Consider the following 24,469-nt stretch of genomic DNA (forward strand, 5'->3'; position numbering starts at 1 on the left):
ATGAAGGGGAATTTATCATGATTACGAAAAGGACTAACCCAAAGAAACACCTTGTTGCTTTATCCTGCGCAACTGCTCTAGCTACTTTTACTTTAGTCGCACGCCCTACATTTGCGGATGAAGTAAAAATACCTGAAGCGACAGGCCAACCAACTGAGATTCTTGCACCTGCACAAGAAACTGTAGTAACTAATGTTGAGGTCAAAGCACCTACTACAAATCCTATTTCAACTAATACTGAGCTACCTACTAGTACAAGTACGGTTCTTAGTGAAGCTCCTAGCAATGAAGTCGCATCATCTGAATTAGCAAGCGAATCACCAGTAGAAATCACTTCTGAACAAGAAATTAGCAATCAAGATAATCAGGCAAATAAAGCTACACCAATTAAAACGGCAACTTCAGAAGCCTCTGCTACAAAGACTTCGTCAGAAAAAGTCACTGAACCTGTTCCTGTCGAAGAAACAAAAACACCTACAAAAAACAGTGAACAACCTGCCCCAATCGATGAAAATGAAAAGCCAGTCACACCTTCTGTAACACTTGAAAATGCACCTCATATTTCTGGTGGACATTATTATAGTGATGATAATGGTAACTGGTATTACAAGGATGCAAATGGCAAAAATCTTGTAGGGCTGAACTATGTGGATAATGTTCCTGTTTATTTTAGTCAAGACGGTATTCAAATCAAAGGTGGTTTTGCAGAGGATGGCCGATACTATGACAAAGATTCTGGTGCTCTCGTAACTAAGGCCTTTAAAGAACTCTTAACTTATATTGGTCGTGATGATATCAACAATCAAAACATCTATACTACTGATTGGTACTATCTTGATGCCGACGGACGGCCACTTAAAGGTCCTCAAAATCTTGATGGTACAAACATGTACTTCTTCCCTAATGGGGCACAAGTTAAGGGACGTTTTGCACCTGACGGACACTACTATGATAAGGACTCTGGTGCGCTCGTAACTAATAGCTTTGTTCATGTCTACAACTGGAATTATCAAAATCAAGACGGAAATCGTGTGAATCACTTTGTCATCACCATTCCTAATAATTCAGTCATTGGACCTAACGGTGAAAACCAATTTTTGGACATGAGTCATTACCCACTTTCTAGCAATGATTTGAATCGCGAAGATTTCTACTATTACGTAGATGACAAGGGGGATAAACTGACAGGACCTCAAACCCTAAACGGCATCCATGTCTATTTCGACCAAAATGGTAGACAACTTAGAGGTGAGTTTGAATTCGACGAAGATGGTACCGTTCATTACTACGATGCGAAAAACGGTGCACGCGCTGAAAATACCATTGTTAGAACAAATACTGGTGCCTTCAAATTCGATGCAAATGGTAATGGACGTTTGATGGGGCCTGGTGAAGAAATAGATACTCCCGTCACTCCTACAGTCACCCTAGACAAAGCACCACGAGTTTTTGGTGGTCACTATTATAGTGATAACGAGGGCAACTGGTACTACAAGGATGCAAACGGTAAAAACCTCATCGGTCTCAACTTCGTCGACAACATTCCAGTCTACTTCGACAAGGATGGCAAACAAGTCAAAGGACGTTTTGCAGAAGATGGCCGATACTATGACAAAGATTCTGGTGCTCTCGTAACCAAACGCTATCTTGAAACCCAAGATGGTGACTGGGTTTACGTCAATGATAAAGGTGATAAACTCAAGGGAGAACAAACTATTGATGGTGTTAAAGTCTACTTTGATGATTTCACTGGTGTACAAGTCAAGGGACATTTTGCACCAAATGGTAAATACTATGATAAAGATTCTGGTGCTCTCGTAACCAATGCTTTTAAAGAAATCTTAACTTACATTGGTCGTGATGACATTAACAATCAAAATATCTATACTACTGCCTGGTACTATCTTGATGCTGATGGTAAGCCATTAACAGGACCTCAAACCTTTGGAAATAGTCACTTTTACTTCCTTCCTAACGGAGCACAAGTCAAGGGACGCTTCGCCCCGGATGGACACTATTATGATAAAGACTCTGGCGCTCTCGTCACTAATAGCTTTGTTCATGTCTACAATTGGAATTACCGAAATCTCGATGGTGATCGTATCTTCCACTTTACTATCACCATTCCTGGAAATGATATCGTAGGTCAGGATGGACAATATCCAAGAGAAAGTAAAGATTTAGATCGTGAAGATTTCTACTACTATGTTGGTGCTAAAGGGGATAAACTGACAGGACCTCAAACCTTAAATGGCATCCATGTTTACTTCGACCAAAACGGTAAACAACTTAGAGGTGAATTCAAATTTGATGATGACGGAACTGTCCACTATTACGATGCTAAGAATGGCGCACGCGCTGAAAATACCATTGTTAGAACAAACACTGGTGCCTTCAAATTCGATGCTGACGGTAATGGACATTTGATGGGACCCGATGAAGTATAAGAATAGTATTCAAATAACAACTATTGATATCGCATAATTACTCTCATTTAGAAATCGCTAAAAAGGAAGTCGACCAACTGTCAACTTCCTTTTTACCTATTTTTGATAAATTTTTCTCTACTTTAAGAAAACTTTAGGTTTTGCTTTATATACTATAACCATCCTAAAACTTTTCTTTTTCATAATCTCCTAAATCCAAGGCTCAGGTCCTGGATTTTTTGTGCGATCAAGAAATAAACGATGTCATAGGTTTTGAGCTATTTCTTATATTCTTTTGCCTGATTAATCATATCTAGGAAATAAGCATGTACCCTTTCGTCACCCGTTAATTCTGGATGAAAAGAGGTCACTAACATCTGCTTTTCTCTAGCTGCCACAATTGCCCCATTGACTTGAGCTAAAATCTCCACTTCTGCTCCAACAGCTTCAATAATTGGCCCACGAATAAAGACCATTGGGATCTCCCCTATTCCTTTAAATTCAGCATCTGTGACAAAACTCCCCAATTGGCGACCATAGGCATTTCTGGCTACATTGATGTCCATGCTTGCTAAATGTTTTGTTTGGTCTCCCACTATGGTTTTAGCTAACAAAATCAGACCTGCACAGGTTCCAAATACAGGTAGTCCCGTTTCAATTTTTGCCTTAAGCGGCTCAAACAAGTCTAAATCATGCAAGAGTTTCCCCATAACTGTTGACTCGCCACCTGGAAGGATGAGCCCGTCCAAATCAGCGTGAGCTTCCCAATCCTGTCGATTTCTGATTTGAACCGTTTCAACCCCAAGTGCTTTCAAGACCTGCTCATGTTCTGCAAAAGCACCTTGCAAAGCCAGTATTCCAATTTTTGTCATCTATTTTCCTCGCTCTGCCATTAAGATGTCAATTTCATCCTTGTTGATACCAACCATGGCTTCCCCCAAATCTTCTGACACTTGCGCCAAAATATCTGGACGATTATAGTTAGTCACTGCTTTGACGATAGCTTCCGCACGTTTTTTCGGATCTCCAGATTTGAAAATCCCTGAACCAACAAAGACACCTTCAGCCCCCAGCTGCATCATAAGCGCAGCATCTGCTGGCGTCGCTACACCACCTGCCGCAAAATTGACAACGGGCAACTTGCCATGTTCATGGACATAACGGACCAAATCAATTGGCACCTGCAAGTCTTTAGCAGTAATATAGAGTTCATCTTCTCTGAGATTTTGAATACGGCGAATTTCTTGATTCATGAGTCGCAAGTGGTGAACAGCCTGAACAATATCACCAGTACCAGGTTCACCCTTGGTACGAATCATAGATGCCCCTTCTGAAATACGGCGAAGAGCCTCACCAAGGTCCTTAGCTCCACAGACGAAAGGCACATCAAATTTGGTTTTGTCCACATGAATAAGGTCATCGGCCGGTGTCAAAACCTCACTCTCGTCGATATAATCAATCTCAATCGCCTGCAAAATCTGTGCTTCCACGAAATGACCAATACGCACCTTAGCCATCACTGGAATACTAACAGCGTCCTGAATTTCCTTAATCATCTTAGGATCACTCATACGTGACACACCACCCACTGCACGGATATCGGCCGGAATGCGTTCCAAGGCCATGACTGCAGCCGCTCCTGCCGCCTCAGCAATACGTGCCTGCTCAGGATTTTGAACGTCCATGATGACGCCCCCCTTAAGCATCTGTGCCAAATTTTTATTTAAGTCGTAACGATTTGTCATTGCAATCACCTCTCATGTTTTTATGCCCTCTATTTTACACAGGATGATTTTTGAAGAAAAGAGTCTTTTTCTCAAACTGTATGGGGACAATTACCCTTTCAAGCATATCTATAGACGAAAAAATAAATAAATTAGGAAAACTCTTTTATAGGCTACAACTATCACGAATATAAGAATCTTTTTATAAAATCATGGCGTTTTTGTATCCGTTTTCTATTGAGTTTATTAGAAAATAAGATTAAAATATAACTGTAAATTAATTTTGGTTTTCATGTTGTTTTAAATGTCACAACATGAATTTACCAAGTCACCATATAAGGGGAAAAATTATGGAAAACAAAGTTCGTTTCAAACTTCATAAAGTTAAGAAACATTGGATCACAATCGCTGCCTCAAGTTTGGCTATTGGGGCTTCACTAATTGGACTAGGACAGGTCGGAGCTGATGAAGTCAAGCCTGAAACAACTGCCGTTAACAGTCCTGAAAATGTCGTCTCTGACAGCAATCTTGAGACTAGTGCTAGCCTTATAACAAGAACCGAAGTAGCTCCAGCAAGCACTACTGTTAATAATGTTCCTAGTGGGACAGTCTCAACTGACACTACTGTTAATAATGTTCCTAGTGGGACAGTCTCAACTGACACTGCTGTTAATAATGTTCCTAGTGGGACAGTCTCAACTGACACTGCTTCTACTAATGCGACTAGTCAGCCTACAGAAACGACTACTACACAGCCTGCTAACGAGACTGATAAAAAGGGTGAACCCGCTCAATCTGGTGAGACAGCTACAACCGATAGAAGTGTTGAAACCTCATCTGAAACAAGCGATAACGTAACTACTTCACAGGAAACACCTTCACAAGGTGGCAGATTCACTTCTGATGAGCAAGGTAACTGGTATTACCTAGACAGCGAGGGCCACAAACTAACTGGCCTACAAACCATCGATAGCTTTAACCTCTACTTCCATAACAATGGCATCCAAGCAAAGGGTGAAAAGGTAACCATTGATGGCAAGGATTACTACTACGATAAAGATAATGGGCGTAAGGTAACTGATACAAGTATTGAAGTAGATGGTAAAACTTATCTAGCAGATGCTGATGGTATCCTAACCGAAAAAACACAACTACCTACTCAGGTCGTGACCGGTGGTCATTTCCAATCTGACAACCAAAAAGATTGGTATTACTACACTGCCAACGGTGAAAAATTGACTGGTTGGCAAAATGTTGATGGTGTCATCCTTTATTTTGATAAAGATGGGAAACAAGTCAAAGGACAAGAACGAGAGATTGGTGGAAAATACTATCGATTCGATGAGAATGATGGTTCTCTATTAACGAATCAGTGGCATCACACTTCAATTTTCAATGGCTATAGGACAGAACCTCAATATACAACTTATACTAATTACTTAGGCGAAGATGGTGCTGCATTTATTGGATGGCATACCATTGACAGTAAACGTTATTATTTCAAACCTGACGGACTTTTGGCTAAAAATGATACTGTCACAATTGATGGGAAGATTTATCTTTTTGATTACCAAGGACAATTGGTCAAGAACAAATATGGCATTGTTGAAACTCCTTCAATGTTCCATGCAAACACTTCTACCTACCGTACCAATGCTAACGGCGAAGTCTTAACTGGTAAACAAATTATCGATGGAAAAGAATATATCTTTGCTTCAAAGGGTCAAGTTCTTGATGGTATCATAGGTTATGACAGCAAACTTTATCTAGTCACAGATAGTAAAATAGAAAAAAACTATTTTGGAGCCCTTTTTTCAAAAAAAACATTTTGGGGCGGGCCTAGTTTCTCTGGAATCTATGGAACTGATAAAAACGGCGTCCTCCTAGAGGGCATCCAACGAGGCTCCGATGGTTACCTTCACTACTTCCAACCAAAGGTGGAAAGTATTAACAAGCCTACGTGGAAAGAAATCGATGGCAAGCGCTATCGTCTAACAAAATCATATCGAACAGAAAGATATGCTGGTATGTACACCACTATTATCCTTACTAACGACACTTTGAAAGTCGATGATAAGACCTACACAATTGATAATGAGGGAGTAGTGACTGAATTTACGGCTAAAAACCAATTTGTTCGCGATGATTTCTGGAACTGGTACTACTACGACAAAGAGGGCAAACTCCTAACAGGCCGTCAAACCATTGATGGTGTTCAACTCTACTTTGATAAAAATGGTAAGCAAGTCAAAGGTAGCCTAGTAGACATTGATGGTAAAACTTACTACTTTGACAAAGACAGTGGGGCTATGTGGACCAATCGTAGTCTAACTCTCAATGGAATGACCTACGAAATTGATGACCAAGGACGTGTGACATCGTCACTTCGAAATACCTTTGTTCAAGATAAAGATGGTGACTGGACCTATCTCAAAGATAAAGGGCAAGTAGCTACTGGATGGCAGACTATCGATGGTGTTCAACTCTACTTTGATGGTACGGGGAAACAAATCAAAGGTGAGCGTACACTTATAGATGGGAAGTACTACTATTTCGATAAGAACAGTGGCGAGCTCCTCCGTAATGCATTCCATTCCTTTAGTTCCTCATATAAGCTCTACTTTGGAAATGATGGTGCTCAAGTTTTCGGATGGTACACACTAGATGGTCATCGTGTTTACTTTAAAGAAGACGGTCTACAAGCTAAAGATAAGGTACTTTCAATTGATGGCAATTATTATTACTTCAATCAAGATGGCCAACTTCTTGTTAATGGTTCCGCTAAATCATATAATAGTTTATATCTTGCAGATTCAGAAGGAAAATTATTATCCGGATGGAGAGAAATTGACGGTAAGACCTATTACCTAGATCCAAGCAACCAATATCGCTATATCAATACAACAGAAACCATAAATGGCAAGACCTATCTTTTCGGTTCTTACGCAGAATTATTACGTAATGAAACTAATTCCGGTTACGTTTCAGACGAAAATGGAATCGTTCGAATAGGATTCTACCGTACTGATAAAGGATACCTATGCTATCTTGAGCCTAGGGTAATCGAGTTCTACCAACCAACTTGGAAGGAAATCGACGGTAAGCTCTATCACTTTGAAAAATCAACCTCATTAGGGAAAGATTTGTACGGTTCTCCAATCACAACCAAAGCAACACTAGAAAAAGATGGCAAAACTTATGTCATTGATGAAAATGGTGTAGCGACTGAGAAAATGAATTAAAGTGGAAGAACAAGATATTTCTTCCACTTTAAGAAAACTTTAGGCTTTGCTTTATATACTATAACCATCCTAAAACTTTTCTTTTTCATAATCTCCTAAATCCAGGGCATAGGTCCTGGATTTTTTTGTTTTTAGAAAAGTCTGTAGCAACTAAAATCATCCCCTCTCTCACTCGCATCACAATGTAATCGTTTTCTTATTTTTGTCTAAATTTCTTATTTTTTCTTGAAGGTCTCTAAAATAGCGCTATAATAGGACTTAGGAAATGGAGGAAAAAGTATGAAAGTACATTCTAATTTTACTGGACCTAAGTCCAAAAAACGTTTGATTGCATTCTCATGTGCAACTGCTCTTGCAAGTTTTGCCTTTATCGCAAGACCTGCCTTCGCTGAGGAAGCTAAAGCTGATAACTCATCAAACCTTGATGTGACTGCTGCTACCACTGCCAATGTGGAAACCACAGCAGACCTCGTAGAAACAAAGGTTGTCGAAGCTCCTGCTACTACTGAAAATGTGGCTAGCACAGAAAACACCACAAATGTCTCAGAACAAGCCTCAACTTCTACAGCAAGTTCTGAAACTGCCAGTGAAACAGCTTCAACAACTGCAAGCGAAAGTCAAGCACCTGCGGAATCAGCCACAGGCCAAACACGTGATGCTGTAACTACAGACCGAGCTGCCAATGAGACAGCTTCAGTACCTAATGAAACAAACGTCACTGGTGGTCAATACTATAGTGATGACCAAGGCAACTGGTATTATAAAGATGCCAGTGGTAAAAACCTCGTAGGCGAACAGACTATCGATGGCCAAAATGTTTATTTCCGCAGTAATGGGCAACAAGTTAAGGGGCCTTTACTCGATAGGAATAATAATCTATTTCGTTACTACGATGTTGATACTGGGCAACTATGGACGAATCGATACCTTGAATCCCAAGGTAATTGGTACTATTTAGGTAAAGATGGCTATCCACTCACTGGAGAACAAACTATCAATGGTCAAGAAGTCTACTTCGATTATAAAGGTGTTCAAATCAAAGGTGACTTTAGCGGAGAGGACTATAGCTATCCAGATCAAACTTTCTATTACGACTCTAACTCTGGTGCAAGGGTCCGAAAAGAAGGTCTAGTTCAGAATAAAAAAGGCCAAACCTTTTACATCAAGAACGATGGTTCTAAATTTACAGGAATACGTGAAATTGATGGTAATATCTACTATTTCAAAGCACGTGAAGCTGCCTCTCCTGTTGATACCGGCGTCCTACAAAAAGGAATCAGCATTTTACTAGAAGAAGGGCAAAATTCACCACGTACTTATGGTTTTGGTACCCCTACTAATATTACCCGTCGCTACTATTTTGACTCAGTTACTGGTCAAGCCGTTAAAAATCGCTATGTCCAAGAAAATGATGGCTGGTACTATTATGGTGCAGATGGAAATGCTATTCGTCCTCAAGATGGTGAAGTCAATATAGACGGTCAAATCGTTTACCTATATGCTAATGGTCGTCAAGCTAAGGGAGAGCTTGTTCTCGACAATGGTGTTCTTCGCTACTATGATCCTAATTCTGGAGCACGCGTCTCTAACACCACTCTAACAATTAATGGTATGACCTATCGATTTGATGAAAACGGCGTAGGTATGGATGCTCCTAACCCAAATGGTTATTATAGCGACGATAATGGAAACTGGTATTATAAGAACGTAAATGGAGACAACCTCACTGGTGCTCAAATCATTAACGGTCAAAAGTTATTTTTCCGCGACAATGGTCAACAGGTTAAAGGTGCTTATGGTGATTCCTACGGTGATTTATACGCATTCTACGATATTAATTCTGGAAATCTTGTAACCAATCGTTATGTTGAATACATGGGTAATTGGTTCTATGTAGGTAAAGACGGTAAGCCAGTCAAGGGAGCTCGAAATATCGATGGACAAGATGTCTTCTTCAACTATCGAGGGGTACAAGCTAAAGGAGGATTTGGTCAAGATGGCGTCTATATGCCTGAGTACTATTACGATAAAGATAATGGTCGCAAAGTAACCAAAGCTGGGTTTGTTAAAGATAACAGAGGCTTAACTTACTATCTTGACGAGAAAGGTAACAAAGTCCTTGGACTTCATGAAATCAATGGTGATTTATATTACTTCCGTCGAGGAGGTGCCTATAAGTACACCCAACTGGGTGACATGTGGCAAGACAGTATTAATTACATCGATGGTAAAATCTACTACTTCGGTCATGACGGTAGAGCAATTAAAAATCGTTTCTATCAATGGGGTAATTACTGGTACTACTTCTATGCGGATGGCACAGCCGCAACCGGTGAAGTTCAAATTAATGGGCAAAAGCTCTACTTCAATACAAGTAATGGTAGACAAGTTAAAGGCGCTTTTGCACCAGATGGTCACTACTACGATGAAAACTCTGGCGAACTAGTCACCAACCAAACACGTACTATCAAAGGTGTAACTTATCATTTTGATGAGAATGGTAATGCGACTAAAGTTTAAGATATCCCTTACTTTAAGAAAACTTTAGGCTTTGCCTTATATACTATAACTATCCTAAAACTTTTCTTTTTCATAATCTCCCAAATCCAGGGCGCAGGTCTTGGATTTTTTTTGTTTTAGAAAGGTCGTAGCAACTAAAATCATCCCCCTCTCACTCGTAACGTAATGTAATCGTTTTCTTATTTTTATCTAAATTTCTTATATTTCCTTGAAACTCTCTAAAATAGCGCTATAATAGGACTTAGGAAAAAGGAGGAAGAATTATGAAAGTACATTCTAATTTTACTGGACCTAAGTCCAAAAAACGTCTGATTGCATTCTCATGTGCAACTGCTCTTGCAGGTTTTGCCCTCATCGCAAAGCCTGCCTTCGCTGAGGAAGCTAAAGCTGATAACTCATCAAACCTTGATGTGAACGCTACTACCACTGCAAATGTGGAAACTACCGCAGACCTCGTAGAAACTAAGGTTGTCGAAGCTCCTGCTACTACTGAAAATTTAGGCACCACTCAAAGCACTACAAATGTCTCAGAACAAGCCACAACTTCTGCTGCAAGCTCTGAAGTTGTCAGTGAAACTGCCTCAACAACTGCAAACGAAAGCCAAACTCCTACAGAATCAGTTGCAGGCCAAACACGTGAAGCCGTAACTACAGACCGAGCTGCCAGCGAGACAGCTTCAGTACCTAATGAAACAAACGTCACTGGTGGTCAATACTATAGCGACGACCAAGGCTACTGGCATTACAAAGATGCTAGCGGTAAAGACCTGACTGGACCACAAACTATTGATGGCGTTAAGGTCTACTTCAATCCAGGCGGTGTTCAGGTTAAAGGGGGATTTGGCTGGGACGGTCACTATTATGACAAAGATTCTGGTGCTCTTGTTACTAATAAATTCGTTGAAGAATATGGTAGAACCTATTACGTTGATGAAAATGGTAATAAGGCAATTGGTTCCAAAGAAGTTAATGGAGCGTGGTATTACTTTGATCAGTATGGTGAACAACTTAAAGATAGATTTGCTTCTGATGACCGTTATTACGACGAAAACGGAAAACAAGTTGATTTCGGGACAAACCGCTATTTTGAATTAAACGGAAAATGGTACTATGCTGGAAATGATGGTGCTATTTTAAAGGGACCACAAACCATAGATGGAGTTAAGGTTTACTTCGACCAAGGCGGTGTTCAAGTGAAAGGTTATTTTGCCAGAGACTATTCTGACAATAATAAACGCTATTATGATAAAGATTCTGGTGCACTAGTCACTAACAACTACGTTATTGCATACGATAACTATACCCACCAAAATGAACGCTACTATGTGGATGAACAGGGTGTTCGTGTAAAAGGTGCTAAAACTATCAATGGTAAACAGGTTTACTTTACATATGATGGAAGACAAGTCTTCGACAATTTTGGTGACGATGGCTACTTCTATGGGCAAGATGGTAACCGAGTCGACCTAGGCACAAACCGTTATGTTCAAATTAAAGGCAACTGGTACTACATCGGTAACGATGGAAAAATCTTGACAGGTGAACAAACTATTGATGGCGCTCATGTCTACTTTGGCTATAACGGTATCCAAGTGAAAGGAGATTTTGACTACAACAAACAATTTCACGATAAAGACTCTGGAAATCTAGTTACTAATCGTTTCGTAACAGTTAAAGACAAAACCTACTTTATCGGTGCCGATAGCAAGGCCATCAAAGGAGCAACCGTCATCGACAACGTTGAATACTTCTTTGACAAAGAATCTGGCGCACAAGTTAAGGGAAATTTTGCTAGTAACGATAAATACTATGATGGAATTACTGGTGCGCTCGTAACCAATAGCTATGTCCAAGTTGGTAAAAACTGGTACTATGTAGGAAATGACGGAAAACCACTTAAAGGCTCTCAAACCATTAACAATGTTCCTGTATACTTTGACCCTTATGGGGGTAGACAAGCCAAAGGTATCTTTGGTAACGATGGCTACTTCTACGACAAAGATTCTGGTGCTAAAGTAGATTTGGGAACAAATCGCTATGTCCAAGTTAATGATAATTGGTACTACGTCAATGCTGAAGGTAAGATTCTAAAAGGGGACCAAATCATTGATGGAGTTCAAGTCAATTTTAATCCATATAACGGTATTCAAACTAAGGGGGAATTAGTTGATTCTAATGGTCGAGTAATCAGTGAAGAGAACTACAATACTTATGAAGCACCTAGTAAGTTCTATGATAAAAATTCTGGAGCTCTTGTAAAAGGTCAATACTTCAGCCATGATGGTAAATGGTACTATGCAGATGCACAAGGTAATATCCTTAAAGGCTCACAAACCATTGATGGGGTAGACGTTTACTTTGATGATGATGGTGTTCAAGCTAAAGATACTGTTCTTAATGGTTACTACTACGATAAAGATAGTGGTGCAGGGAAAGAACTCCCTCATGATCAGTTTATAAAGATTGGTGACGATTTATACTACCTTAGCAGTAATGGACGAACTGGGAATATAAATGTTGACGGGAAGAATTACTATGTTGAGCAAAACGGAAAGGTCCTTCGTGGTTCCTTTAACATCTATCAAAATCCACCTTACTATGATGATGAAACTGGCGAAGCTGTAGAAAAAACTGGTTTTGTTAATTCTCGTGGTAGTTGGTTCTACCTAGAAAATGGTAAAAAAGTCGCAGGTTTTAAAAAAATTGATGGGAAACTTTACTATTTCTCTGCCAATCCAATGAACAAATACGAAACGCACGAACAAGTTCGAGGAAAATTAGCTAGACCTAAATTTTACATTTCATTCCCTGACAATCCAGAAGAAAACCCAACTTACTACTTCGACGCCGAAACAGGTGCTGCGGTAACCAACCAATTCGTCTATGCAGATGGACACTGGTACTACTTCGGTAAGGATGGTAAGGCCCTCCTCTTCGATCAAGTGATCAATGGTCAACACCTCTACTTCGATTATGAAGGTAAACAAGTGAAGGGCGATTTCGTTACAGACTACAAGGGTACTCGTTATTACGATGAAAACTCTGGTGAGCTCGTCACCAACCAAACACGTACCATCAATGGTGTGACTTATCATTTTGATGAAAATGGACGTGCAAAGCAATTGTAAGAAATGTAAGAAAATCGACTAAAATTTTCTCACAAGACATCTAAACTAAAGGAAGTTGATTAATTTCAACTTCCTTTTTAAAATCCACGAAAATAATTTTTGTCTACTTTAAGAAAACTTTAGGCTTTGCTTTATATACTATAACCATCCTAAAACTTTTCTTTTTCATAATCTCCTAAATTCAGGACTCAGGTCCTGGATTTTTTTGTTTTTTATGAATCTTGGATTTAGTAAGAACTGGCAACATCTCACTTAATATGCAGATAAATATATGTTTTTCCCTTTTATCCACCCCTTCACATTAAAAGAAAACCTTTTTATTTTTAATATTGAAAAGGCTTTCTTATTGTCTTATAATATAAATTAAAAGGGGGTATTTATTATGGAAAAAAATGATAAGGCCAAAAAACACGCATCTAAAAAGTATCTTATTGCTTTTTCATGTGCATCTGCTCTTGCTAGTTTTGCACTTATTGCCGGAGCTGCTTTTGCGGATGAAGTAACTGCTAGTGAAACACTCAAGAATGACACGACAGCAAGTGTTACTGCCAATCTTGAAACAACAGCAGATTTAGTTGAAACAAAGAGTACTGAAGCAACATCTTCTACTGAAAGTTCAACAGATGCTCCAGAGTTAGTAAGTTCGGAATACACTAGAGAACCGGCCTCTGCAACCACTAATGAGAGTCAAGCTCCTACTGAAACAGCCATCGTTGAAGCACACGCCGTTTCAACAAGAGACAGTGCTGCTAGTGAAACAGCTACGGCAACTCCTGTTATCAATGAGGACGTAAACGTTACAGGCGGTCAATATTACAGCGACCAAAACGGCAAATGGCATTACAGAGATGCCAATGGTAAGGATCTGACTGGACCACAAACCATAGATGGGGTTCAAGTCTATTTCGATAAAGAAAATGGCATACAAGCTAAAGGCGTTTTTGCTAAAGACCCTAATGATGCTAAAAAACTAAATTTCTATGATAAAGATTCTGGTGCTCTTCTCAAAAATCAATTTATCGTTGCCTACAGCAACGATACAAAACAATATGAACGCTATTATCTAGATGATAAAGGGAATCCCGTGTATGGTGAGTATCGAATTAATCGTCGATCATCCTACTTTGACGATAAATTTGGGACTCAAATCATTGACCGCTTTGCTCCTAATGGACACTTTTACGATCAGGATGGTGTTTTCGTCAATTTAGGAACCAATCATTTTGTTGAAATCAAAGGAAAATGGTACTATCTCAATGATAGAGGACAAATTATAAAGGGCAGCCATATCATTAATGGGGCTCAGCTCTATTTCGATGAAAATGGTGTTCAAATAAAAGGGAATTTTGACAAGGATAACCGCTATTATGATGAACACACTGGTAAGCTAGTAACTAACCGATTCGTAACAGTTAAAGACAAAAACTACTTTATTGGCGCAAAAGGTATACCTGTGAAAGGTGCTACTCTTATTGATGGTAAAGAGTACTACTTCGATGATAAGACCGGTGCTCAAGTGAAAGGTGTGTTTGAAAGTAATGGTAAATACTACGATACTTCAACTGGTGCACTCGTGACCAACCGTTATGTCAATGTAGATAAATATTGGTACTATGTTGATGCTGAGGGCAAACCATTAAAAGGTTCACAAACCATAAATAATGTTCCTGTCTACTTTGATTCTTATTATGGGCGACAAGTTAAAGGTGATTTTGGAGACGACGGTTACTACTATGATAAAGACTCTGGTACGAGAATTACACTCGAAAAAAATCGTTACCATAATATTAATAACCATTGGTATTATGTCGGTTCAAATGGCAAAATCCTTAAAGGCGACCACATCATCAATGGTGTTCAGGTACATTTTGATAGGTTCTTTGGAACACAAGCTAAAGATGGCTTTGTAGATAAAGATGGTATTAGTGTTCTCTATGATAGCTTTGTTGTCTTTGGTATCCCAGTTAAGTATTATGACAAGGATACTGGTGAACTTGTTAAGGGGCGTTACTTTACAACTCGAGGTAAGTGGTTCTATGCAGATAAGCAAGGCAATATTCTAAAAGGTGCTCATACCATTGATGGTATCCCTGTCTACTTTGACGATCACCTCGGAACACAATTCAAAAACGTAGTTAAAAATGGCCACTACTATGATAAGGATACCGGTGAACAGAAGGAAGTCCCACGGAACCAATTTGTTCGTGCTGATAATGGGCTCTTCTATTATGATAAAGATGGTAAACCACTTTCTGGTTCTCATACCATTAATGGTGTAACCTATTCGTTCTATGAAAATGGACAAGCCCGTCAAGGAACTTTTGGGCCTTCCGGTTCAGGACCTTTCTACGATGAGGTTACTGGAGCAGCAGTCAGAGAAAAAGGGTTCCATCAAGTAGGTGGCGATTGGTACTATACTGATGAAAATGGTAATAAACTTCTCGGTCTTCAAGAAATCGATGGGAAACTCTATTATCTCGATAATACAGAGTCTACAAGCTTAGTTACTGGTTATCTCGCAAAAGATAAAGTGCTTAGTCCTGAGCAAAAAGAGTCTACTAGATATCCTCGGACATCTAGTAGTACTATCATCGAACCTAAAATCTACAGTTACTACTACTTTGACGCTGAAACAGGTGCTGCTGTAACCAATCAATTCGTTAATTGGAAGGGCAACTGGTACTACTTCGGTAACGATGGTAAGGCTCTTCTCTTTGATCAAGTTATCAATGGTCAACACCTCTACTTTGATTATGAAGGTAAACAAGTGAAGGGTGATTTCGTTACAGACTACAAGGGAACTCGTTACTACGATGAAAACTCTGGTGAGCTCGTCACCAACCAAACACGTACCATCAATGGTGTGACTTATCATTTTGATGAAAATGGACGTGCAAAGCAATTGTAGAGAATGTAGGAAAGTAGCCTAAATTTTTCTCAAAATATATCTATACTAAAGGAAGTTGATTAATTTCAACTTCCTTTTTAAGCATTTTCTTTAATCACATATCAAGAATAAAAGTACAAAATCAAGACTCCAATTTTGTACTTAGGTTAAAAAATAGATCAAAAAAGGTCCTCCCCCAACCTATAGGGAAGAACCTCTTTTTTTGAAGACTAATTTTTTATTTTAACTAACTATTTAGAAGAAGGGAAGGATTCTCTTTGTTATTAGTCTTCTTTCTTACGACGACGGCCCAAAAGACCTAGTCCAAGACCTGTAATCAAGGCTGACAAACCTGTCACTTCTGCAATATGTCCACTTTCTGTTCCTGTCTCTGGTAGAACTGCTTGTTCTTGAGGTTGAGCAACTTGTGGAGTTACTTCTTCAATAACAGTTGGACTTACTGGTTGTTCTGGTTTAACTGGTTGTTCTGGCTCCTCTGGTTTCTTAGGTGTTGGTACCTTAGGTTGTTCTGGAGGAGTTACAGGTTTATCAGGAGTAACCGGAACATAAATGATTGGTGTATCTTTACCTGGATCCTCTGGTGTTACAGGTGTTCCTGGTTGGATTGGTTGACCTGGTTTCGTTGGATCGTTTGGATCTGGCAAGTATGGCTTGTAACCTGGAATATCTGGCACAACCGGTTGACCTGGTTTCGTTGGATCTGTTGGATCGTTCGGATATTTAACACCTGGTGTTGATGGGAAGTTTGGATCATTTGGTGTTTCTGGTTTTGGAACCAAGTTTCCAAGTGGTTTGTAAGTAACAGTTTCTTCAAGGTTTTCTTGAGTAACTGTCTTAGAAGCAACACTTGCTTTATCAGCGTAGTAGCCTGTCAAACCTGGTGTTGGAACTTCAGCGTAGGCTGTCTTATCTGATGCCCATGGTGTCGCTGAAAGTTCTTTACCTGTAACTTTATCCAAGGTAAGGGTACGTGTCCATGTCGCCTTTTCAACATGATCTGCTGGGGCTGCTACCTTACCATCTGATACCACATACTTAACAGTAGATGTGACATCTTTCTTCCATTGATCTGTCGCTGGGTACTTAGGACTGTTTGGATCATTTGGATTGATTGGATCTGTTGGGTTATGTGGATCATTTGGTCCTACTGGTGTTTCACCATGTTTCAAGGTAACTGTCCATGTTTGATCTACTGAAGCATCGTTGTCGAAGTGAGCTCCTGCTGGGAATTCATCGCTTACGAGAACATAACCACGATCTTCATAGTACTTAATCTTGTCCGCAGTTGAGTAGTTGATGGCCTCACCTGATTTACCACCGATTTGATCATTGGCAAGGGTTTGACCTGTTGTTTGATCAACGTACGTGATCACTGCTTTTTGATCTGCTTTACGGTAGACAACTGGGGTATCAGCTCCTGGGTTAGATGGTGTTACATTTGGAATGTCTGTCACATAACCTGGGATGACTGGTGTTGGTGTTACACCACCCTTAGTTGGATCGTTTGGATCATTCGTATATTGTGGTGTTGGCGCATTTGGAATTGGGTTGCCATCTGGGTCAACTGGAATGATCTTACCGAGTTCCTTATAAACCACTTTATCTGTAGCTTCTGGGTGTTCTGGTGTAACTGTCTTACCACCTGCTTCAGCTTTATCCGCATAATAGTGTTCAACGACTGGGACTTTTACTTTGCCATAGTCATGACTGTTTTCAGTCCATGTTGTTGTACCATCTGCTTGATTCTTCTTACCTGTGAAGGTATAGTCGCTTTGAACATCATCTTTTGGTGTGGTTGAACCAGCTCCTTCAAACGTTACTGTTTGTTTCGTTGGTTGCGTTACATCATTTGTTTTTGGTACATAGATGATTGGTGTATCTTCCCCTGGTTTGTCAGGTGTTACAGGTGTTCCTGGTTGGATTGGTTGACCTGGTTTCGTTGGATCCTTTGGATCTGGAAGGTGTGGTTCATATCCTGGAACATCTGGCACGACCGGTTGACCTGGTTTCGTTGGATCTGTTGGATCGTTCGGATATTTAACACCTGGTGTTGATGGGAAGTTTGGATCGTTTGGTGTCACTGGTTTTGGAACCAAGTTTCCAAGTGGTTTGTAAGTAACTGTTTCTTTAAGGTTTTCTTGAGTAACAGCCTTAGAAGCAACACTTGCTTTATCAGCGTAGTAACCTGTCAAACCTGGTGTTGGAACTTCAGCGTAGGCTGTCTTATCTGATGCCCATGGTGTCGCTGAAAGTTCTTTACCTGTAACTTTATCCAAGGTAAGGGTACGTGTCCATGTCGCGTTTTCTACGTGATCTGCTGGTGCAGCTACCTTACCATCTGATACCACATACTTAACAGTTGATGTCACACCTTTCTTCCATTGATCTGTCGCTGGGTACTTAGGACTGTTTGGATCATTTGGATTGATTGGATCTGTTGGGTTATGTGGATCATTTGGTCCTACTGGGGTTTCACCATGTTTCAAGGTTACTGTCCATGTTTGATCGACTGACGCATCGTTATCGAAGTGAGCACCTGTTGGGAACTCATCGCTAACGAGAACATAACCACGATCTTCATAGTACTTGATCTTGTCCGCAGTTGAGTAGTTGATTGCCTCACCTGATTTACCACCAACTTGATCATTGGCAAGGGTTTGACCTGTTGTTTGATCAACGTACGTAATAACTGCTTTTTGATCGGCCTTAACATAAACAATCTTCGTATCTTGTGAAATTCGATCTGGATCACTTTCATCATTTGGTTCAATAGTTTTATCAACAATATTGTAACCCCATGCTTGTGGTTGTTCCTCCTTAATCACATATCCTGTTGGTGCATCTGGAATTTTAGTTTCTGCTGCTTCTTTAGGATTTGATGGATTATTGTTGTATGTTACAGATGTTGAATTAGGAATAACATTTCCATCTTCATCTACCTGAATAATCTTACCAAGTGGTTTATAAGTTACAACATCTTCAGCATTAGGATTGCCAGGAGTGACTGTTTTTCTACCTGCTTCAGACTTGTCAGCGTAATAACCAGAAACTACTGGAACACTTTCCCTACCGTAAGTATGACTGTTTTCAGTCCATGTTGTTGTACCATCTGCTTGATTCTTCTTACCTGTGAAAGTATAGTCATTTTGAATCTTATCTGAAGGTACCTGAGCTTTACCATCTGTACTTGTGTATTTAACAGTTTGTTTTGTTGGTTGCGTTACATCATTTGTTTTTGGCACATAGATGATTGGCGTATCTTCCCCTGGTTTATCAGGTGTTACAGGTGTTCCTGGTTGGATTGGTTGACCTGGTTTTGTTGGATCTTTTGGATCTGGAAGGTGTGGTTCATAGCCTGGAACATCTGGAACAACCGGTTGTCCTGGTTTGGTTGGATCTGTTGGATCGTTTGGATATTTCACATCTGGTGTTGATGGGAAGTTTGGATCATTTGGTGTTTCTGGTTTTGGAACCAAGTTTCCAAGTGGTTTGTAAGTAACCGTTTCTTCAAGGTTTTCTTGAGTAACTGCCTTAGAAGCAACACTTGCTTTATCCGCATAGTAGCCAGTAACACTTGGTGTAGGAACTGACGCATAATCAGTCTTGTTAGCTACCCATGGAGTAGATGAAAGTGTTGCACCCGTTACCTTATCAAGAGTCAATGTGCGTGTCCATTGTGCATTTTGTACATTGTCATTTGGAGTCTGACTTCCTGCACCTACATAATGAACAGTTGATGTCACATCTTTCTTCCATTGATCTGTCACTGGGTACTTAGGACTATTTGGATCATTTGGATTGATTGGATCTGTTGGGTTATGTGGATCATTTGGTCCTACTGGGGTTTCACCATGTTTCAAGGTTACTGTCCATGTTTGATCGACTGACGCATCGTTATCGAAGTGGGCACCTGTTGGGAACTCATCGCTAACGAGAACATAACCACGATCTTCATAGTACTTGATCTTGTCCGCAGTTGAGTAGTTGATGGCCTCACCTGATTTACCACCGACTTGATCATTGGCAAGAGTTTGACCTGTTGTTTGGTCAACGTACTTGATAACTGCTTTTTGATCGGCTTTACGGTAAACAACTGGCGTATCAGTTCCTGGGTTAGATGGTGTTACATTTGGAGTGTCTGTCACATAACCTGGGATTTCTGGTGTTGGTGTTACTCCACCTTTAGTCGGATCTTGTGGATCATTATTGTATTGAGGAGTTGGTGCACTTGGAATTGGGGTATTATTTTCATCAACTGGAATAATCTTACCAAGTGGTTTATAAGTAACCTTATCCGTAACCTCTGGTTGATCTGGAGTAACTGTCTTAGACCCAGCTTCTTTCTTATCAGCATAGAAATGTTCAACTACTGGGACTGTTTCCTTACCATAAGTGTGACTAGTTTGATCCCATGTTGTCGTACCATTTTTTTGTTTACCAGTAAATGTGAAGTCATTTTGAACTTTAGCAGCTGGTGTAGCTGTTCCTGCTCCTTCAAACGTTACGGTTTGTTTGGTTGGTTGCGTCACATCATTTGTTTTTGGCACATAAATGATTGGCGTATCTTCCCCTGGTTTATCAGGTGTTACAGGTGTTCCTGGTTGGATTGGTTGACCTGGTTTTGTTGGATCCTTTGGATCTGGAAGGTGTGGTTCATAACCTGGAACATCTGGAACGACTGGTTGACCTGGTTTCGTTGGATCTGTTGGATCGTTTGGATACTTCACACCTGGTGTTGATGGGAAGTTTGGATCGTTTGGTGTTTCTGGTTTTGGAACCAAGCTTCCAAGTGGTTTGTAAGTTACTGTCTCTTCCAGATTATCTTGAGTAACTGTCTTAGTTGGAACGCTTGCTTTATCCGCATAGTAGCCAGTGACATTTGGCGTTGGCACTGACGCATAATCCGTCTTATTAGCTACCCATGGTTCATTTGGATTAAGAATTTTACCTGTAACTTTATCAAGTTCCAAGGTACGTGTCCATTGTGCGTTTTGTACATTGTCATTTGGTGTCTGACTTCCTGCACCTACATAATGAACCGTTGATGTCACATCTTTCTTCCATTGATCTGTCGCTGGATACTTAGGACTGTCTGGATCATTTGGATTGATTGGATCTGTTGGGTTATGTGGATCATTTGGTCCTACTGGAACTTTATCATGTTCTAACTTAACAGTAAATTCTTGATCTACAGAAGCATCATTATCATATTTCTTCTCATCTGCTGTAGCTTTAGTAAATCCATCTTCTACTAGTTTGTAACCTTTATCAACAAACTCTTGAATCTTATTAGCAGTTGAATAATCAATATTAGCTCCTGAATCACCTTCAACAGAATCACTAGCTAATTCTTTATTATTATCAGACACATCAACATAGTGAATTGTAGCTTTCTGTTTTTCTTTCTTATAAACAACTACAGTTTCATAGCTTCCTAAATCAGATTTAGCTACAATATTACGCCAATAAGTGTCAGAAATTGTTCTACGACCTGCGCTAGTTTCAATGATAGTATCAGCTGGCGCAGTAGAAGGACTATAAGTATAAGAAGCAGCTACACTATCTGCATTGTCTCCTGCTTTTAGACCAGGAACATTGGTTGATAAAATTTCAGCCTTATAGCCACTTAGCTTAGGAGAAGTTACAGCAGTATAGTTGACAGTCTCATCGTTTGTCGTTCCTGCTACTCTCCATCCTGTATCAGCTTTACCATCGCCATCGATATCACCAACATTGTATTTTGCTTTACTGTAAGCAGTCAAGAATTCATCACCATTACTTACAGTTGAATTCTTCAAAACATCTTTAAATTGGTCCTGATCAATGGCAACCTCAAGAGTACGATTCCAATCAGATGATTGAATGACGTCATCTTTAACTGGTGTGCCATCTTCATAAACGTATTTGATAACATTTTTATGGATAGCTGTAGGATTAATTGTGGAACCATTCGAAATCCAAATGTTTTGACGGTTATCACCAACAGGGTCGATACCATATGTTCTGTCAGTTGCTGAGATACCACCTGTAGATGAACCTGTTGGAACTGATTGTGCATTTGCAGGATTAATATCAGCATGGTTACTTTGGAAACCGGCAATACTCAATGCTCCACCTTGGATATTAGTCCAAACAGAACTTTGCTTATTACGACTTTGTGCATCTCTACCATCTTTATTCAATGAATAAACAGTATATGTTCCAAGCCCTGGATTAACGAGTGTTCCTGTCGGACCGTTAAATTCTACTCGGTTACCTGAGCTAGCTGATTTATTCGAAATATAAAGAATATTACCATGACCAATATCTTCAGGATTATTACCTTGAGGGGTAGATGCAGGCAATTTACCTGTCACCTCTCCGGCTGAAAGACCATCTGATCTAGTATAACGTAGTAATGAGACATAAAGCGGATTGTTAAATTGGAAGAAGGTATTAGAACTATTTCCCAACGCTACTGAAATCAATTCAGCATAGTAGTTAGTATTATCGTCTCGAATATCTACGATAGACCCCTTATTAGCCTGGAATAATGGTTGATCCTTTCGGCCATTTTCAGAACCAAGTGAAATAACATCGTCCCAAGCATTATCACCGCGATCATCCATTTGTACACGGAATGTTGCATAGTCATCTACGACAATGCGACCATTTTCATTTAGACCAATATAGTTATAGCCGTCATAACTTCCTGAAGGTCCTCCACCACTCTTAGGACCTTTACCTACTGAGTGGAATGTATTGGTAGAATTTTTACCAAAATTAACTTTTGAATTATTACCAAGGTCAATCGCAACACCACGGCCTTTATTTTCAAAACGAACTTTAGAAGTTGCACCCGTTGTAAACTCAGCATTATTACCGGCCATCACACCATCACGACCATTTAATTCAAAGGTCGCACCGTCACCGATAATAACTTTACTTGGACCATTCTTACGATTGCTATTTCCAGCACCATAACCACCGAAACGATCTTTATCTGTTACACCATCTCCAGGTCGATTGATACCAAGCGAAATACCTTGTCCGATACTAGTGTTAAGTACAAGTTTTGACTCTTTACCTGTTTCCACTGTACCGCCATCTGCCATAAAGATACCAGCATTATGATATCGAGCAGTATCTGTAGCATTGTCAGTGTTCATATTAATGGTTAGGTTAGCTCTATCTTGAACACTAACTTTAGCGCCACTTTCAAGAGTGATTGCATCCCCTTGAGAAGAACGGTTAAGTGTTAGACTAGCCCCCTCAGAAACAATGACAGCTTTAGCATCATGAATGTTTGATTCACGACGTTTATCTGATCTTCCAGCTTGTCCCACGTTACGTTGAACAAACTGAGTTTGTCCATTTCCAGATTGATAGCTATCACTAACAGTTGATGTTGTATTTCCTTTAATAACAACATTGGTGTTTCCACCACCACCATAAAGTGAAGAACCAACACTGGTTACATTGTCAAAAGTAACAGTATTTGGACCACTTGTCTTAGATAAATCAACAGGTCCCTTTGAGTTAGCTGATGCCAATTTAAGGTTTTTGAAGTTAAGTTCCCAAGCTGCACCAGTTAATTCTAAGGTATTTGACAAAAGGTCTAGACTAGCATTTTGATTTTCACCTTTGATTGTAAGTGGACGTGCTTGAGTGTTAATAGTGATTTTACGGTCAACAGATCCTGAACGTCCATTATCTGTATTACCATTATCACCTGCTGCTACGATATTGCCTTTAACGGTAATTTCTTTAATACTACTGTCTTGAAGTGCTGCAACAAATTCACTCCAACTAGATACTTCTTTCTGAGCATCTACTGCTACTGTTGATGAAGCTGATGTTGCTGCACTCGTATCACGACGCGTACGACTAGCACGATTAGAATCATCTGAATTAGATGACTTTTGAGTTTTATCAGATGAATTTTCGTGATTATCAGTTTGACTCACTTTATCTGAATGATTCTCAACAGATGATTCTGAAACAGACTCATCAGATTCCTTTGCTGTCTCAGCCTGTGTTTTTGCTGTTTCTCCTGTTGATGCATCCGCAGAAGTTGTTACACTTGGAGTTAAATCAAGTGTTGCAGATGCAGACGTTTCAGCAGACGCTGAAACAACAGACGTAGGATCTGTCTGTTGTGTCGCAGTTGTTGAAGTAGTTACTAAACTACTCGAATCATCGCCGGTAACAGATGCCTCTGGTGTTACCGGTGTGTCGGTACTGGCAAGCTCATCAGCTTGTGCACCATGTGCTGCAAACAGTGCCGTTCCCAAAAGCACTGAGCAAACGCCGATTGAATATTTTCTCAAAGAAAAACGTTGGCGTCGATTAAAAAAATCTTTCATTTCATAAATTCCTCCCAATTGAATTATGATTCAATTGCCGTTGCTTAACTTTTATGCTGCAACCGTATTCTACTCCTTTATAATTTAACTGTCAATAAAATTTTCTGTTTTTTTACACTAGTTCGATTTTTATAAAAATGCAAAATACATGTTATTTAAGCTAATGAAACAAAGAT

The 24,469-nt window shown here is 39.8% G+C and carries 8 protein-coding genes; 5 read left to right on the forward strand and 3 right to left on the reverse strand.

Going from position 1 to position 24,469, the window contains the following annotated elements; all coding sequences use genetic code 11:
* Positions 1-17: 17 nt before the first annotated feature.
* Entirely contained in the window at positions 18-2,447 is a 2,430-nt protein-coding gene (locus tag ACT170_RS06025) for a glucosyl transferase (RefSeq protein WP_444818058.1), read from the forward strand.
* A gap of 257 nt (positions 2,448-2,704) precedes the next feature.
* On the opposite strand, the gene pdxT is transcribed toward ACT170_RS06025, so the two are convergent.
* A complete protein-coding gene (gene pdxT, locus ACT170_RS06030; RefSeq protein WP_444818057.1) occupies positions 2,705-3,298 on the reverse strand; it encodes a pyridoxal 5'-phosphate synthase glutaminase subunit PdxT in 594 nt (197 codons plus the stop codon).
* On the reverse strand, positions 3,299-4,171 hold the full coding sequence (pdxS, locus tag ACT170_RS06035) for a pyridoxal 5'-phosphate synthase lyase subunit PdxS (protein WP_002883851.1): 873 nt from the start codon (positions 4,169-4,171) through the stop codon (positions 3,299-3,301). It abuts the gene before it with no gap.
* Positions 4,172-4,500: 329 nt separating this feature from the next.
* Here pdxS and ACT170_RS06040 point away from each other — a divergent pair, with 329 nt between their 5' ends.
* The 4 genes from ACT170_RS06040 (at position 4,501) to ACT170_RS06055 (ending at position 15,948) form a co-directional block, all read left to right on the forward strand.
* On the forward strand, positions 4,501-7,392 hold the full coding sequence (locus tag ACT170_RS06040) for a KxYKxGKxW signal peptide domain-containing protein (protein ID WP_444818114.1): 2,892 nt from the start codon (positions 4,501-4,503) through the stop codon (positions 7,390-7,392).
* A 279-nt stretch (positions 7,393-7,671) separates the two neighbouring features.
* Positions 7,672-9,912: a glucosyl transferase gene (locus ACT170_RS06045; protein ID WP_444818055.1), complete on the forward strand. Its 2,241-nt coding sequence runs from the start codon at positions 7,672-7,674 to the stop codon at positions 9,910-9,912.
* A 263-nt stretch (positions 9,913-10,175) separates the two neighbouring features.
* Positions 10,176-13,040 carry an N-acetylmuramoyl-L-alanine amidase family protein gene (locus ACT170_RS06050; RefSeq protein ID WP_444818054.1) on the forward strand — a complete coding sequence of 955 codons (2,865 nt, stop codon included), beginning with the start codon at positions 10,176-10,178 and terminating at the stop codon, positions 13,038-13,040.
* 382 nt (positions 13,041-13,422) lie between these two features.
* Positions 13,423-15,948, forward strand: coding sequence for an N-acetylmuramoyl-L-alanine amidase family protein (locus ACT170_RS06055; RefSeq protein WP_444818053.1), 2,526 nt, complete (start codon positions 13,423-13,425; stop codon positions 15,946-15,948).
* A 263-nt stretch (positions 15,949-16,211) separates the two neighbouring features.
* Here the strand turns inward: ACT170_RS06055 and ACT170_RS06060 are convergent, their stop codons facing one another.
* Entirely contained in the window at positions 16,212-24,293 is an 8,082-nt protein-coding gene (locus ACT170_RS06060) for a mucin-binding protein (protein ID WP_444818115.1), read from the reverse strand.
* Positions 24,294-24,469: the final 176 nt, after the last annotated feature.

Source organism: Streptococcus sp. cx1 (assembly GCF_052384325.1).
Classification (GTDB): domain Bacteria; phylum Bacillota; class Bacilli; order Lactobacillales; family Streptococcaceae; genus Streptococcus; species Streptococcus salivarius_G.

Coding starts and splice junctions, on each gene's coding strand:
- ACT170_RS06025 (WP_444818058.1), top strand. CDS start 18: ATGATTACGAAAAGGACTAACCCAAAGAAACACCTTGTTGCTTTATCC.
- pdxT (WP_444818057.1), bottom strand. CDS start 3,298: ATGACAAAAATTGGAATACTGGCTTTGCAAGGTGCTTTTGCAGAACAT.
- pdxS (WP_002883851.1), bottom strand. CDS start 4,171: ATGACAAATCGTTACGACTTAAATAAAAATTTGGCACAGATGCTTAAG.
- ACT170_RS06040 (WP_444818114.1), top strand. CDS start 4,501: ATGGAAAACAAAGTTCGTTTCAAACTTCATAAAGTTAAGAAACATTGG.
- ACT170_RS06045 (WP_444818055.1), top strand. CDS start 7,672: ATGAAAGTACATTCTAATTTTACTGGACCTAAGTCCAAAAAACGTTTG.
- ACT170_RS06050 (WP_444818054.1), top strand. CDS start 10,176: ATGAAAGTACATTCTAATTTTACTGGACCTAAGTCCAAAAAACGTCTG.
- ACT170_RS06055 (WP_444818053.1), top strand. CDS start 13,423: ATGGAAAAAAATGATAAGGCCAAAAAACACGCATCTAAAAAGTATCTT.
- ACT170_RS06060 (WP_444818115.1), bottom strand. CDS start 24,293: ATGAAAGATTTTTTTAATCGACGCCAACGTTTTTCTTTGAGAAAATAT.